Origin of the sequence: Arthrobacter sp. QXT-31 (genome assembly GCF_001969265.1) — a bacterium.
Classification (GTDB): domain Bacteria; phylum Actinomycetota; class Actinomycetes; order Actinomycetales; family Micrococcaceae; genus Arthrobacter.
This window is the reverse complement of record NZ_CP019304.1, coordinates 1200521-1214192: the sequence shown is the minus strand read 5'-3', so window position 1 is coordinate 1214192 and position 13672 is coordinate 1200521. Positions and strand designations below refer to the sequence as shown.

Here is a 13672-nt window from a genome sequence, read left to right as displayed (position 1 = left end):
GGGTGGGCAGGCGGCGGTTGGGTGACAAGGGGGAAGGCCGACGGCGTCACGTGGCCAGCGTCAGCAGCTTCCCGTCGGTGACGGCCTGGCGGGAGAGCGTCTTGTAGCCCTCCTGTTCGAACAGCACCGTGATCACGTCCTCCTCGTGACGCATCACGATGCCCGCGCCCCACTCCTTGTGCACCACCGCGGCCTGGAGCGGGAACGGTTCGCCGCCCGCGGCGGCGGCAGCGCCGTCGTCGTAATCCTCCTCATAAGCCGAACCGTCGGCGCAGTTGTCGCAGTTGCCGCACGGCTCGGGCAGGTCCTCGCCGAAGTAGCCCAGCAGGAATTGGCGCCGGCAGGCGTCAGTCTCCGCGTAGCCGCGTGCCATCTCGATCCGCGAGCGGTCCACGCGCTGGCGTGCTTCTGCGAGTTCGACGGCGTGCTCCACCACCTTGGGCAGTTTGGTGTCCGTTTCCAGCCGGATGCCGCGCTTGAGGGTCTTGACGGACCGGGTCTCCTGCAGCTGGTTCAGCAGGCCGGTGAGCCGGCGCGTGGGGATGCCGGTTTCCTCGGCCAGCGCCTTCTGGGTGATGGGGCCATCGGCGGCGCGCAGGGCGGTGAGGACGGCGAGCAAGGCTTCCTCGTCCGGCTTGTGGGTGCCGAAGAACTTGCGCAGGCCCAGGTCCTCCGGCCGGTAGTGCAGGACGGCGGAAGCCGGTTCGCCATCGCGGCCCGAGCGCCCGATCTCCTGGTAGTAGGCGTCCAGGGACTCGGGAATGTCGGCGTGGATCACGAAGCGGACGTTGGGCTTGTCGATGCCCATGCCGAACGCCGTGGTGGCCACCACCACGTCCAGTTCGTCGTCGAGGAACTGCTGGTGCACCTCGTCCCGCTCGCTCTGCTTCCGCCCAGCGTGGTACGCCGCGGCACGCAGCCCGTGCTCGGCCAGCTCCTCGGCGTAGGTTTCGGTGTCCTTGCGCGTGGCGGCGTAGAGCAGTCCCGGACCCTTCAGACGGGCATGCAGCTCGGCGGCCTGCTCCACCACCGCGCGCTGCTTGTCCCTGTCCTCAAGGTGCCGGACGACGTCGAGCCGGATGTTCGGCCGGTCGAAGCCGTGGACCAGCAGCAGCGGGTCCTTCATGCGCAGGCGCTGCTGGATCTCGTCACGCACCGGGGGAGAGGCGGTGGCCGTCAGCGCGGCAACGGTCGGGTTGCCCAGCTGCGCGCGGACCTCGCCCAGGCGCAGGTAGTCGGGGCGGAAATCGTGCCCCCAGGAGGAGACGCAGTGCGCCTCGTCCACCACGAACAGCGGAACATCCAGCGCCACGAGCCGTTCCACCGTCTCCGGTTTGGCCAGCTGCTCCGGGGCCAGGAACAGGAACGCGGCCTCGCCCTGCTCTGCCGCGTCCCACGCCTCCTCCACCTCGGAATCCCTGCGGCCCGAGTTAATGGCGACGGCGGTCGCCCCGCCCAGGTCTTCCAGCAGGCCGTCCAGCTGGTCTTCCTGCAGGGCGATCAACGGGGAAACCACGACGGCGGGACCGCGCCTTGCGCTGTCTGCACGGGTTTCGCCGTGGCCGCCGTGGATGAAGAGCGCGGCCACCTGGTAGATGGCCGACTTGCCGTAACCGGTGGGCATTACGGCGAGGACGTCCTGGCCGGAGACAAGGGCGCTCATGCCGGCGAGCTGGCCGTCGCGGAGGTGGGGGAGGCCGAGCCTGTCGGCGGCGATGCGGCGGAGGGCTTCGGCTGGACCGGGGTCGGCACTGGTGGCGGCGGCTTCAGAGGCTGCGCCAGTTGGGGCGGCTTCGGGACTTCCCGTGGCAGGGGCGAGGGCTTCGGTCATGGTGGCAGCTCCATAGGGGCGTTCCTGGGGCCGGGTGTCTTCAGCCGTGAATCCACCCTAGTCCCAGGCCCGCCCCAACGTCATGCCGGCCGGGTCAGGCCGCCCGGGGGTCAGCCCCAGTTCAAGCCCGCCGTGTCAGGCCGATAAGCCCACCCGACCCGCTCAGTCACGGGAGACCCGTCAGTACGGCCGGCCCCCTCGGAATGATGGTCCTCGGACCGCTTCGGCCCGGTCCGCTGCCGGGAACCGCGTGTGGGAGTGGAGCCTTACGGCTGCGTGGCTGAGCCTGGACTTGGGGATGATGATTTCACCGTGGCCGCCACGGCTCATGTCGCGGATGAGGCCTGTTCCGGCGATCTCCCTCGTGTAGGAAATTCCGGCAACAGCCGCCTGCTTGGTGGGGTACTCGACCGAGGTCGCCACCAGGTTCCCTGTGCCATCCAGAAGCCTGACCCGGAAGCCGCCGCCCGAAGCATCGATGATTTCGAAGTGTCCAGCCATGACAATGCCCTCCGTTCGTGGTGCGTTTCCTGGTATGTCCCCTAGGTACATTTTGAACCCATTCCTGCCCGGACGCGCCGCTGATTTCGGGAAGCAATTGGCCATTGATGCGGCACCGGGGCGAGAGGACAATGCAACTGCCATACACCTGAAAGGAGACGGAAATGGCTGGCGGAAATGGACTGATCAAGCGCTTTTACACTGAGGTAATCGTCGGCGGGAACTTCTCACTCATCGACGAGCTGGTAGCGGACGATTACGTCGATCATGAGGAAGCTCTGCCTGGGCAGCCTGCTGGCAAGGAGGGCGTGCGTTTCTATGCCAATGCGGTGCGGACCGGCTTCCCGGACATCACAGTCAAGACAACCGAACCGGCGCTCGCCGACGGGAATCTGGAAGCCGGCTATGTGACGCTGGCCGGGACGCACTCCGGTGACTTCGCGGGCGTCCCGGCGTCCGGCAAGACGGTTGAATTCTCGGGCACCGACATTATTCGCGTCGAGGACGGCAAGGTCACCGAACACTGGGGTTCCACCGACACCCTGAGCCTCATGCAGCAGATCGGAGCGGTTCCAAAGTAAGGCCGGGATCCAGCCCGAACAGAGAGAAAAAGTACGACGACGGCGGGCGGGGGCCGTCGTCGTCGTACGTCTTAACGGCGCGTCGCCGGGGACGCGCCGTGGCGTCCCCGCCTGCCCTCCGGAAGGCCTGTATCATCCCTTCAGGGGGCGGTGACGCCAAAGCGTCAATCGGGGGGACAGCAGCAGATGTGCAAGCCATGAAGCCTTAAGAAAACAGGCCTATTGAAGCCATGTGCCCGCCGCCCGGGGACTTGTCATTCACCACAGAATTTCCGCTCGCGCGGCGTTCTTATCCGGTGAACTAACAAGCCTTCCGCCCCACCCCTCAGCACTGCCCACCCTTCTTCCTCACTCCGCCACCTCGGTGACCCCTGCCGTCGCCTGCCCTGAAAGGACCGCAATGAGCCTCCCCGGCCCAACCCCTCCGCCCTCCGACTACACCACCTACGGCGCGCCGCAGTATGCGAACGGGCAGTTGTTGGACGGGCAGGACGCCGGGCAGGCGTTCCCGGGGCAGTACGGGGGCTTCCCGGGGCAGTACGGAGCGGAGCCGCAGAAGTCCTTCCTGGCCACCTGGCTGTTCTCGCTGCTGCTGGGCGGCTTCGGTGTAGACCGCTTCTACCTCGGCAAGATCGGCACCGGCATCGCCAAGCTGCTGACGCTGGGCGGCTTTGGCATCTGGTCGCTCGTGGACCTGATCATTACCCTGGCCGGAAGGCAGACCGACAAGAACCGCCGGCCGCTGGCGGGGTACGTGCAGCATAAGAAGATGGCTCTTCTGGTGACGGTTGTCCTGCTGGTGGTCAACCTCGTGATCGGCGTGTTGGCCGGCATTGCCGCTGCCGCGCTCGTCCGGCAGGCTGCCACGCCGCCCATCGTGTCCGCGGCGCCGGTGACCCAGGAGAGCGCCACTTCCTCCGCGGAGCCGACTGCCACCGGTGACGCAGCGGCAGGGGAGGACCGCCCGCACCTCGAGGCGCAGACACTGACCGGCAACGGCGATGCCGTCAAGACAGTTGACCTTAAGGGACTCCCGGCCGTGGTCACGTTCACCTGCGAAGCCTGCAGCGGCAGCACGTCGCTCGAGACCAACGGTGCCGAGATTCTGCTGGTCAACACCACCGGCGCGTACACCGGCTCGCACCTGGTGGACACCAGCGCCGGCGTGCCCACGACTGAATTCAACATCAGCGCCGACTCCGCGTGGACGCTGAAGATCGAGGACATCGACAGCGTGCCCTCCTCGACGGAAAAGGTGTCGGGCCATGGCGACCAGGTTCTGTTCTGGGACGTGCTCACCGACAAAGCGGCCATCACCAATAAGGGTGAGGGCACCTTCGTGGTGCAGGGCTTCGGCAGTGAGGTTCCCGAGCTCGCTGTCAACAAGGCCGGTGACTACAGCGGCACCGTGACCCTCACCCCGGGCTTCGTCCAGGTGAACTCCGACGGCGATTGGACCATCACGCCGAAGTAGCACGTACGGGGTCTGCCTCAGGGGCCGAGCCCCGCAGTAGAAGTGGCCAGTGGCCCCGCCGGACTCGGCCTTATTCCCCGTCCGGCGGGGTCATCTGCTTAAAGGAAAAACAGCAATTCGGTCTTTCCCTTTACTCCGGCCGGGAGCACAATTTGCATGCAAGCCGCACAGTGCAGTGGGGCTTCGAGGCTGGCGAAAGAGATGTGCGAAGAATTTTCCGGGGCCTCTGCTACGGGTGCCGAGGCGACTTCAAGAACCGGGTCTGAACGACGCCTTCTGCCCGGAGGCAGGGCCCTGACATTAGGTGTGCTGCTGGGATCGGCCGGACTTTGCCTGTCGGTGGGAGTGCTGACGGGAAGCGCTTCAGTTCCCGGCAGTGCCGCCGCAGTTGCAGCAGCAGCCACACCCACGCCGACTTCCGGTTCAACGCTCTCGCCTGCCCCGACTTCCGGCCCGGCGGCGACTTCCGCTCCGGCAGCAACGGACAGCATCAGTTTTCTGTGCGGAGAGGCCGCCGGGCTGACGGCTGGCAACAAGCCCGAGGAGGCTCTCGCCCTGATCGAAAAGGTCCGGGGCCAGGGACGCAGTCCCTCCCTGACCGCCACAACGGCCTGCGAGGAACAGCGGCTCGCGGCGGTAGCCAAGACTCGGCAGCAATCTCCAGCTACGACGCCCCCCACCAACATCGTTCAGGACCTGAACGTTGGCTGGGACGGGTTCGTGAAGAATGTGCTTAACCCAGCGACCGGCGCTGGACTTGGTTTGCTTGGGCTGGTCGCCGCCTTTCTCTTCCTTGGACGGCTGCTGGTTTACTTGCCGAAAATCCCTTGGGTCAAGATCAAGCCGGGTTACCGCGCTGCCTTGGTTCTCGGTGGGCTCGCGGTCATCGTTGTGGGCTCGTGCGCAATAGTGAAGTCGCTTGCCGACGACAAAGGCGTTTTCGCGGTCGGGACGCAGATACAAGTGGCACTTGCAGGCCTGCTGGCACTGGCCGGCTCGCTCGCGCTGGCCCTCTATTTCAGCAGCAGGCTGCGGATAGCCCTGGACGTGCGCGACCCGGAGGGCGACACCCGGAAGGTTGATGTGTCACGCGTCGGTGCTCTGCTGCTGGAGCTTGGTTCCGAGCCGCCGCGCGGGATGGAGGTTCCTGAAGGTTCCGACACCACTGACCTGGGCAACGGCGTGCTGACCGTAATGTTCACCAATAAGGTTCTGGCTGCACTGCAAAAGATTCTGGCCTACGTCTTCAATGTCACACCGTGGCGCGCCGTGGTGGCGTCCGGAAATGACAACTCGGTGACCGTTGCCATGTCCCGCAATGGTTTGGGCGTAGGGGCGGCGAACATCGACAGGGCAACACTTGGCCTGCCTGCCGGCAAGGCGGCGGGAACCCCGGCAGGACAGGATGCACAGGCCAAGAGCGGGACTGATGCAACCCTTGATCTGCACAAAATGGCTGCCGCGTTCATCCTCGTGACACTGGCCGGAAAGCATCACGGGTTCGAGGGACTGTGCGGCACCACCAGTTGGCGGAGTCTTGGATGGCACTGCATAGGATCCGATCATGGAGTCGAGGACGAACAGGCCAGGAAAATGCTCGGCGCTGCCGTGGAAGACGACCCCGGCAGCCTGCTCGTCGAGGTTGCCTTCCAGAACAGGATGTACCGCAAGAGCACCGAGCAGGCGGAAATCCGGCAATACGCCGACTGGCTGCTGCAAAGGGCCGATGACATCAAGGGGAAAATCGTTCCCGGAGAAACCGCCCTCACTGGCCTGCTCTACCGTGTTGAGCTGACTTTTATCAGAATCGTTTTCAACCTGCCACGGAAGGGGAACGATTTCCTCCAGTTGGGACCGACTGCACAAAAGATCGCCCTGGACTTGCTGCAGGAACTCGCGCCGAGGAAGCGAATGCCCCTGCCTGTACCGCTGGCCCACTCGATTCGTCTGGACGCGGCGCTGGTGTACTACGACCTCCATGCTTTAGGAGTTCCGGGCACACCTGTTGAGTCTTACAGGGACCTGTATGAAGAAGCACACGCTTCGATTGCACCCCGAACCGCCTACAGCGCGGCTTGCAGCCTTGCCAGGAGGGAAGGCATGGCCGGGCCAAAGGAAGTGCAGGAGAGGCTCCGGTACGCATTTGTCGATCAGGAATGGAAGGACTGGGCACGGAAGGACCCGGAGTTTGAGGAGCTACGAAAGGACAAAGGTTTCCTTGAATTCCTCGGCGTGAAGCCACGGGGGGACTTCTGGAAGCTGGAAGCGTTCGAGCCCTACGAGAAGCGCCTGCGGGAAGCCGGCATCGCAAGGCCAGGCGACCTGTACCAGAAGGAAGTGGGGCAGAGTGGCATTAGCGCCTACCTGAAGGTGAGTCCGCTGGTGCTTAAGCGGCTGTGCAGGCTGGCAGCGCTCGTCCGCAGGGCCCAGGCTGTGCCGGATGAAGGGGAAGCCGGCAAGGTTTCCCCCTTCCGGGTGGAAGTGGTGGGCGCGCTGGTGCAGGCCGGCATCGAATCCCCTGAGGAAATTGACGACGAGTGGCTCAAGGCGGCCGTGCCAGGTGCAGGTGCACTCGACGCCGACGCCGGCGATTTCGTCGAGAGACTCCGAAAAAGCATTGAACAGCGGGTCCTGATAGCTCCGGACACCGCTCATCTGAAGGCTTGGTTGCTTCGGCTGAAGGGGACTCACGAAACATGAACCGGACCCCAACTAGCTCGCAGTTGTTGTCGTTTTGACGCTCGAAAACGACAACAACTGCGAGCTACTTTTTTGTCCGCGCGGGAGGCGCTCCGAATGACGGCGGCCCGCCGGACTACTCCGTCCGGTGGGGCCGCTGTCATGTCTGTCCTGCCGCCAACTACCTGAGCGCTGCGCAGAGATCGATCTCCATCGTCCTCGAATTCCGCAAGGGTCCTCGATGCCGCGGTCGATGCCGTGAAGGTCTTGCCTGTCACCGGATTCTCGGGGTCGGGACTGTAGTTGATGTACGTGAACTCGTTACCCCCGGGGCGGACATAAAGCGGCCGGCGCACCGCTGGCGAGGTGGATAGCGGCAAGAATATATACTCAAATGAGAAAAAATTCTTGTATTTAACTAAACCCCCGCATAGGCTGGGAAGGAACCAAATTTCGCCGCTGCAGGGAAGCACGGCGCCTTACGAGGCAGGCATGAAGGAAGCGCTGATGAACACTACCCCTTTTGATCTGACGGAGCGCCGCGCACTCGTCACCGGCTCCTCCCGGGGCATCGGCCAGGCATTGGCGGGCGGCCTGGCCGCGGCCGGTGCCAGCGTGGTGCTGCACGGGTTCGACGCCGAACGGCTGGAGCGGACGCACAAGGATTTCGCTGAGCGCTTCGGCCCGGACCGCGTCGATGCAGTGGCCTTCGACATCACGGACGAGGACTCCGTCGCGGAAGGCATTTCCCATATCGAGGAGAACCTCGGCGGGCTGGACATTCTGGTCAATAACGCGGGAATCCAGCACCGGGTCCCGTTGCTGGACCTCGCGGTCGAGGACTGGAACCGGGTTATCAACACCGACCTCACGAGCGCCTTTCTGGTGGGCCGCGAGGTCGCACGGAGGATGCTGCCGCGCGCCCGGGGCAAGATCATCAACATCGGTTCCGTGCAGTCGGACCTGGCACGCCCGACCATCGGCGCCTACACCGCGGCCAAGGGAGGCCTGCGGAACCTGACCCGTGCCATGACGGCCGAATGGGCGGGCGCGGGGCTGCAGGTCAACGCCGTCGCACCCGGCTACATCCACACCGAGATGACGCAGGCCCTGGTGGACGATCCGGAATTCAACAGCTGGATCTGCAAGCGGACCCCGGCCGGCCGGTGGGGAACCGTGCACGACCTCATGGGTCCGGTCCAGTGGCTCGCCTCTGATGCTTCGGCGTACGTCAACGGACAGACCATCTTCATCGATGGCGGAATGACGGCGGTGGTCTGAGATGAGCGGGGAAACCATGACGGCAGGCGCGGCACTCGTAGTGCACGGCGTCGAAGACCTGCGACTGGACCACGTGGAGCCGGCGGAACCGCGGACCGACGAAGCCGTCGTCGAAATCGCCTACGGCGGGATTTGCGGGTCCGACCTGCACTACTGGCTGCACGGGGCCGCCGGTGAGTCGATCCTTCGGGAGCCGCTGGTGCTGGGACATGAAGTGGTGGGCACAGTCACCCAGGCGGCGGCCGACGGGTCGGGGCCGGCAGCAGGCACCCGGGTCGCCGTCCATCCGGCCACACCTGGCGGCGACGGCGCCCGCTATCCGCAGGACCGTCCCAACCTGTCCCCGGGGTGCACCTACCTCGGCAGCGCAGCCCGGTACCCCCACACCCAGGGCGCATTCAGCCGGTATGCGGCACTGCCCGCCCGGATGCTCCGCCCCCTGCCCGACGGGCTGACGCTGCGGGCGGCCGCCCTGGCAGAGCCTGCCAGCGTCGCCTGGCATGCGGTCGCCCGCGCGGGCAACGTCCGGGGCAAGCGCGCCCTGGTGATTGGCTGCGGGCCCATCGGCTGCCTCGCCGTCGCCGTCCTCAGGCGTGCGGGCGCGACGGAAATTGTCGCCGTCGACGTTCATGAGGAGCCGCTGAAGCGGGCGCGCCTGGTGGGTGCCACCGGCACCATCCTGGCGTCCGACGCCGATGCTATCGCTGGCGTGGAAGCCGACGTCACCATTGAATCATCCGGCAACCACCGCGGCCTGGATTCTGCAATCCGCGGAACGATGCGCGGCGGCAAGGTGGTGATGGTCGGACTGCTCCCGAGCGGGGCCCAGCCGGTGGCCATCTCACTCGCCATCACCCGTGAACTGGACCTTCTCGGCTCCTTCCGCTTCAACGGCGAAATGGACGAGGTCCTCGCCGCCCTGGCCGACGGGAGCCTGCACGTGGAGCCCGTGGTCACGCACGAGTATGACTTCAACGAGGCCCTTGAGGCATTCACCACCGCGAAGGACGCCAGCCGCTCGGGAAAGGTGCTCCTGCGGTTCACGGCCGACTTGAATGCCGGCGGCACCGGTGCCGCCGGCACGGACAACTCAGTCACGGACACAGGGGAGAACTGATGCTGCACAGCATGGGCACCACGCCGGGCGCACCTGCCGGCCGGGAACGGGTAACAGCATTGACCGGCAACCACTGCCCGGTCAGCGGCATGTGGGAACCTGCGGGCGAGGAAGGCGGACGCCGCCGCCTCCTGGAGGGCACTGTCATGCCGGCCTTCCGCAACACCGCCGCACAGTGGAAACTGCTCGAAGGCCTCCGCAGACGTGACCTACGTTCCTGAGGCACGGCCCCGCCGCGCCGTCCGGATCAGTGCCGCCCAGGGCCGTACAGCCCTGGGCGGCGCTGCCGTGGGCGCAGTTGCCAGTGGGTACACGGAAGCCGAACAGCGGCTTGCAGCGGCCAGGATGTCGCGCGCCCACCGGCAGAGCCGGCTGCGCACCCTCCTGAACCAGAGGAATGAAGCCATCGGTGCGGCCCTGACGGGCCGGGTGCCGGCAGCGGCCATTGCCGCCACCACTGGGCTGAAGCTGACCGAGGTGAAGAAGCTCGGCCGTGCCTACTCTGACTCGTACGCGCCGGACCTCTCCCGGGAGCAGCACGTTGCCGTGCTGTCCGCCTTGGCGGAACAGCTGCGGGCGGTGGAGGAAGAAAAGGAAAGTGCCGAGCGGCAGCTGCGGGCCGACGTCGTCGATGTCCTGCGGAGCGGGAAAATGGACGTCTTCCGGATTGCCGCACTGACGGCCGTAACGGCCGAGCGGCTGCGCGAGCTAACGCGCGGAACGGGACTGCGCACGGAAAACTTCCGCGCCTGAAGTTTCAATGCAGAAAAGACGTCCTACCCGTCGGAAGCGGGGCTTTCCGCGCGGGAGCGGTCCGCGCTCCAGCCGGTCATGGCACCCTTGAGTGCGGCGACGAGGCGCTCCGTTGCCTGGTCCTTCGTCAGGCCGACGGTGTTGATGAGGTCGAGGATTTCACGGGGGTCGAACAGGATGTTCCAGAGGAACATCGCCTCGTCGCCGAGCGGCTCGAGGCCGAGCTCGTCGCAGGTTTCGCGGAGCGGCCGTTCGAGAGCCTCCGCCTGGACAGTCAGGTAGAAAGCACCTTTGCGCAAGCGGGCCAGGTAGCCCTCACCGGAACGGGTGTAGAGCATGGCGCCGCCGTGCCTGGTGACCAGGTCCACCCATTTGCGGCTGACGGCGGTCAGCAGTTCCAGCCCCGTGGCTTCCTGCTTGAGGCTGAAGTCCCGCAACTTTTCACCCACGCCGAAGCGGTACTCCGCCAGGACGTCCTCGACCGAGGGGAAATGGCGGTACGCCGTGGCAGTTGAAATCTCCGCATGCTTGGCGATGTCGGTCATGCTGATGGGACCCCGCCGGGCAGCAAAGAGCTGGCCCGCGGCCTTTACGAGTTGTCGTCGGTTGCGCTGGGTGTCGCTACGCATGGTTGGGTCCCCTCTCGGTACTCACCTAGCTTAGGGCCTTTGCGGCGGCCCATCCTTTGAGGGCCGCGGTGAAGGTACGGACCAGCCGCTCCGACGCCTGGACAGCCGTCAGGTCGAGACTCCCAATGAGGTCGAAGATTTCACGCGGATCGAAGAAGACGTTCCACAGGAACAGCGCCTCGTCGCCCTGGCCCTCCACTCCGAGGGCGCGGGTGACCTCCTCCAGCGGCCGTGCCAGCGCGTCGGCCTGCACGGTGAGGTAGTAGGCGCTGTCCCGCATGCGGGCAAGGTAGCCTTCGGCGGAGCGTGTGTGGACCATCGAGCCGCCGTGCTGAACCACCAGCTGGACCCATTTCCGGCAGACCAGCTCGAGCAGTTCGTAGCCCTGCGCTTCCTGCGCAGCGCTGAACGTCAGCAGCTCGCGCCCCACCTCGAAGCGGTACGCTGCCAGCACGTCATCCACCGATGCGAAATGGCGGTACGCCGTGGCGGTGGAAATGCCTGCCTCGGCGGCCACGTCGGCCATGGACGCCGACGAGCCGGCGCCGAAAAGGGCGCCGGCGGCGTTGACCAGGAGCGTCCGGCTCCGGAGCGTGTCGGGGCGGAGCCCCGCGGCGGGATCGGAGGGGCGGAGCCCCGCGGCGGGATCGGCGACCGTCATCGCGGTTACCGGAGGGCGGCCAGGCCGGCCGCCAGGCGTTCGACGCCGGCCGTGATGGCTTCGGCGCTGGCGGCGTACGAAAGGCGGAGGTGGAATTCGCCGTTCCGGCCGAATTCGCTGCCCGGACGGACCGCAACGCCGAAGTCGCGCAGGTGCGCCACCATCTGTGCCGCCGGAAGGTCGACGTCGTACTTGGGGAAGAGGTAAAAGGCGCCTTCCGGTGAACTGACGGTGAGTCCGGGAATCTTGCGCAGGCCGCTCGCCATCAGCTCCCGGCGCTCCGAATACGAGGCGTGCATGCGCTCGATGTCCGGGCCGCAGGTTTTCAGGGCGGTCAGCGCGGCGAGCTGGACAGCGGTGTTCATGGACCCGTTGAACGTGTTGTGGACGCGGGCGGCCGAGGCGATGACCTCCGACGGGCCCCACAGATAGCCTACGCGCCACCCGGTCATGGCATAGCTCTTGGAGAACGTCTGGCAGTAGATGGTCCGGCCGCGCAGGCCCTCGATTTCCAGGGCGGAGACGAAGGGCTCCGGTGTGTAGACAAGGTCGCTGTAGGCCTCGTCGGACAGCACGAGGGTCTCGGTGCCGGCCACCATGTCGGCAAGGGCCTCGAGCTCGCGGCGGGAGTGGACGATACCCGTCGGGTTGGAGGGGTTGCAGAAGACGAACAGCTTGGCGCCTTCCAGTGCCGTGGCCAGTGCTTCCAGATCCCAGTGCAGGTCCTCAGCGAGCGGCACCGGAACGATGGTGCCGCCGGCCATGCTCACCAGGTCCGCATAGAGGGAGTAGGTGGGGTCCGGGATGACGACCTTGTCGCCGGGGTTGACGATGCCGAGGATCGCGGCGGAGAGGCCGGCGGTTCCGCCCTGGGTGATGAGCACGTTGCCCGGGCTGGCCACTCCGTCGAGGAGCCGGCCGATACGGGCGGCCAGCTCCTCGCGAAGCACCTGCTCGCCGAGCAGCGGCGAGTAGTGGGTGTGGCCCTCTTCCAGGGCCTGTGCGGCCGCGGCGCGCACCTGGGCGGGGGTGTCGAAGTCCGGTTCGCCCATGGCCAGGGACACGAGGTCCCCCTTGGACTGCGGCTGCTGGACGCGCAGGGACGTGCGCTGGACGCGCAGCACTGCCTCCGAGGGCTGGAAGGCGCTGACGAGGGTGGCGGCTGGTTCGAGGGTCATGGTGGTCCTGCCTGAAGTAGAGGGATGGGTTGATGGGGCGACGGCGGCGGCGCCCCTGGTGTTCGAAGACGCGGTGTTTGGGGACGTGGAGACGGCTGCCGTGGTGACGGAGATGCGGCGGCGCTTCATCGCTGGGGGATGTCCCCGGCGGGGGCGCCGGTCCAGCGGCTGATTTCGATATCTCCCGAGGTGTCGCGCTGCACGGTCGGGGCGATGATCAGTTCCTGGACCACGGTGCGCTGCGGCAGTGTGGCCACGAGGTGGATGGCGCGGGCCACGTCCTCGGGCTGGACCATGGCGTCGCGTTCCTCAGCGTGCGGCGGGCGTGCCCGGTTGTCCAGGATGGGGGTGGCGGTTTCACCGGGAAGGATGGTGACGGCGCGCAGCCCCTCGTTGCGGAAGGTGTTGTGCAGGTACGTCATGAAATTCCGGACGGCTGCTTTGGCCGCGCCGTACGCGGCGCCGCCCAGGAGGTTGGGGTTCACAGCCGCCAGCGAGGAGACCGTGATGATGGTGCCGGTGTTCCGGGAGAGCATGTCCGGCAGGACGGCCTGGGTGAGGAGGTAGACGGCGTTGAGGTTGACGTCCAGGACCTCGTTCCATTCCTCCTGGCTGATCCAGCGGACGTTGAGAACCTTGCTGGCGCTGCCGGCGTTGTTCACCAGGATGTCCACGGGACCAAGCGAGGAGCGGACGTCCTCGATGAGGGCGTCGACCTCGGCCTTCGACGAGATGTCGGCGGCCTTGACGATCGCGTGCCCGCCGTCGGCTGTGATGGCGGAGGCGACGTCGTCGAGCACCTCACTGCGCCGGCCCACCAGGACCACGCTCGCGCCCTCGGCGGAGAGAAGTGCGGCGGTGGAGCGCCCCATGCCGGTGCCTGCACCGGTGACTACGGCCACCTTGCCTTCGAGAAGTGCCACTTTACCGCTCCTAAATGCAGTGAGATTGATGCTTCATATGAGAAAAGTTTCTCATCTTTTGGTT

13 protein-coding genes are annotated in these 13672 nt (G+C 66.2%); 7 read left to right on the top strand and 6 right to left on the bottom strand.

Translation table 11 applies throughout. The annotated features are described in order from the left end of the window. Positions 1–46: 46 nt before the first annotated feature. Both BWQ92_RS05465 and BWQ92_RS05460 read right to left on the bottom strand, forming a co-directional pair. On the bottom strand, positions 47–1831 hold the full coding sequence (locus tag BWQ92_RS05465) for a RecQ family ATP-dependent DNA helicase (RefSeq protein ID WP_083706221.1): 1785 nt from the start codon (positions 1829–1831) through the stop codon (positions 47–49). A 180-nt stretch (positions 1832–2011) separates the two neighbouring features. Continuing rightward, positions 2012–2332 (bottom strand): YegP family protein, encoded by a 321-nt coding sequence (locus BWQ92_RS05460; protein WP_076798639.1) that lies wholly within the window; start codon positions 2330–2332, stop codon positions 2012–2014. A 164-nt stretch (positions 2333–2496) separates the two neighbouring features. Here BWQ92_RS05460 and BWQ92_RS05455 point away from each other — a divergent pair, with 164 nt between their 5' ends. The 7 genes from BWQ92_RS05455 to BWQ92_RS05425 all read left to right on the top strand — a co-directional run bounded on the left by BWQ92_RS05455 (position 2497) and on the right by BWQ92_RS05425 (position 10217). Next, entirely contained in the window at positions 2497–2913 is a 417-nt protein-coding gene (locus BWQ92_RS05455; RefSeq protein WP_076798638.1) for an ester cyclase, read from the top strand. A 400-nt stretch (positions 2914–3313) separates the two neighbouring features. Continuing rightward, positions 3314–4387 carry a TM2 domain-containing protein gene (locus BWQ92_RS05450; RefSeq protein ID WP_076798637.1) on the top strand — a complete coding sequence of 358 codons (1074 nt, stop codon included), beginning with the start codon at positions 3314–3316 and terminating at the stop codon, positions 4385–4387. Positions 4388–4588: 201 nt separating this feature from the next. After that, entirely contained in the window at positions 4589–7087 is a 2499-nt protein-coding gene (locus BWQ92_RS05445) for a hypothetical protein (protein WP_172804251.1), read from the top strand. Positions 7088–7573: 486 nt separating this feature from the next. Beyond that, the gene (locus BWQ92_RS05440) at positions 7574–8347 is read left to right on the top strand and encodes an SDR family oxidoreductase (protein WP_076798635.1); all 774 of its coding nucleotides are present in this window, start codon (positions 7574–7576) and stop codon (positions 8345–8347) included. 1 nt (position 8348) lies between these two features. Next, on the top strand, positions 8349–9464 hold the full coding sequence (locus tag BWQ92_RS05435; protein WP_076798634.1) for an L-idonate 5-dehydrogenase: 1116 nt from the start codon (positions 8349–8351) through the stop codon (positions 9462–9464). Further along, positions 9464–9685 (top strand): hypothetical protein, encoded by a 222-nt coding sequence (locus tag BWQ92_RS05430; protein WP_076798633.1) that lies wholly within the window; start codon positions 9464–9466, stop codon positions 9683–9685. The genes BWQ92_RS05435 and BWQ92_RS05430 overlap by 1 nt, the downstream gene beginning before the upstream one ends. Further along, a complete protein-coding gene (locus BWQ92_RS05425; RefSeq protein ID WP_076798632.1) occupies positions 9669–10217 on the top strand; it encodes a hypothetical protein in 549 nt (182 codons plus the stop codon). The genes BWQ92_RS05430 and BWQ92_RS05425 overlap by 17 nt, the downstream gene beginning before the upstream one ends. Positions 10218–10240: 23 nt before the next feature. On the opposite strand, the gene BWQ92_RS05420 is transcribed toward BWQ92_RS05425, so the two are convergent. The 4 genes from BWQ92_RS05420 to BWQ92_RS05405 all read right to left on the bottom strand — a co-directional run bounded on the left by BWQ92_RS05420 (position 10241) and on the right by BWQ92_RS05405 (position 13608). Next, a complete protein-coding gene (locus BWQ92_RS05420; protein ID WP_076798631.1) occupies positions 10241–10846 on the bottom strand; it encodes a TetR/AcrR family transcriptional regulator in 606 nt (201 codons plus the stop codon). Between the two features lie 25 nt (positions 10847–10871). Then, positions 10872–11507 (bottom strand): TetR/AcrR family transcriptional regulator, encoded by a 636-nt coding sequence (locus BWQ92_RS05415; protein WP_076798630.1) that lies wholly within the window; start codon positions 11505–11507, stop codon positions 10872–10874. A 5-nt stretch (positions 11508–11512) separates the two neighbouring features. After that, positions 11513–12685, bottom strand: a complete 1173-nt coding sequence (locus BWQ92_RS05410; protein WP_157365108.1) for a pyridoxal phosphate-dependent aminotransferase — start codon at positions 12683–12685, stop codon at positions 11513–11515. Positions 12686–12810: 125 nt separating this feature from the next. Next, positions 12811–13608, bottom strand: a complete 798-nt coding sequence (locus BWQ92_RS05405; RefSeq protein ID WP_076798629.1) for an SDR family oxidoreductase — start codon at positions 13606–13608, stop codon at positions 12811–12813. Positions 13609–13672: the final 64 nt, after the last annotated feature.

Bases quoted from the DNA above. Each gene is read 5' to 3' on its own strand.
- BWQ92_RS05465 (WP_083706221.1), bottom strand. From the start codon at position 1,831: ATGACCGAAGCCCTCGCCCCTGCCACGGGAAGTCCCGAAGCCGCCCCA.
- BWQ92_RS05460 (WP_076798639.1), bottom strand. From the start codon at position 2,332: ATGGCTGGACACTTCGAAATCATCGATGCTTCGGGCGGCGGCTTCCGG.
- BWQ92_RS05455 (WP_076798638.1), top strand. From the start codon at position 2,497: ATGGCTGGCGGAAATGGACTGATCAAGCGCTTTTACACTGAGGTAATC.
- BWQ92_RS05450 (WP_076798637.1), top strand. From the start codon at position 3,314: ATGAGCCTCCCCGGCCCAACCCCTCCGCCCTCCGACTACACCACCTAC.
- BWQ92_RS05445 (WP_172804251.1), top strand. From the start codon at position 4,589: ATGTGCGAAGAATTTTCCGGGGCCTCTGCTACGGGTGCCGAGGCGACT.
- BWQ92_RS05440 (WP_076798635.1), top strand. From the start codon at position 7,574: ATGAACACTACCCCTTTTGATCTGACGGAGCGCCGCGCACTCGTCACC.
- BWQ92_RS05435 (WP_076798634.1), top strand. From the start codon at position 8,349: ATGAGCGGGGAAACCATGACGGCAGGCGCGGCACTCGTAGTGCACGGC.
- BWQ92_RS05430 (WP_076798633.1), top strand. From the start codon at position 9,464: ATGCTGCACAGCATGGGCACCACGCCGGGCGCACCTGCCGGCCGGGAA.
- BWQ92_RS05420 (WP_076798631.1), bottom strand. From the start codon at position 10,846: ATGCGTAGCGACACCCAGCGCAACCGACGACAACTCGTAAAGGCCGCG.
- BWQ92_RS05415 (WP_076798630.1), bottom strand. From the start codon at position 11,507: ATGACGGTCGCCGATCCCGCCGCGGGGCTCCGCCCCTCCGATCCCGCC.
- BWQ92_RS05410 (WP_157365108.1), bottom strand. From the start codon at position 12,685: ATGACCCTCGAACCAGCCGCCACCCTCGTCAGCGCCTTCCAGCCCTCG.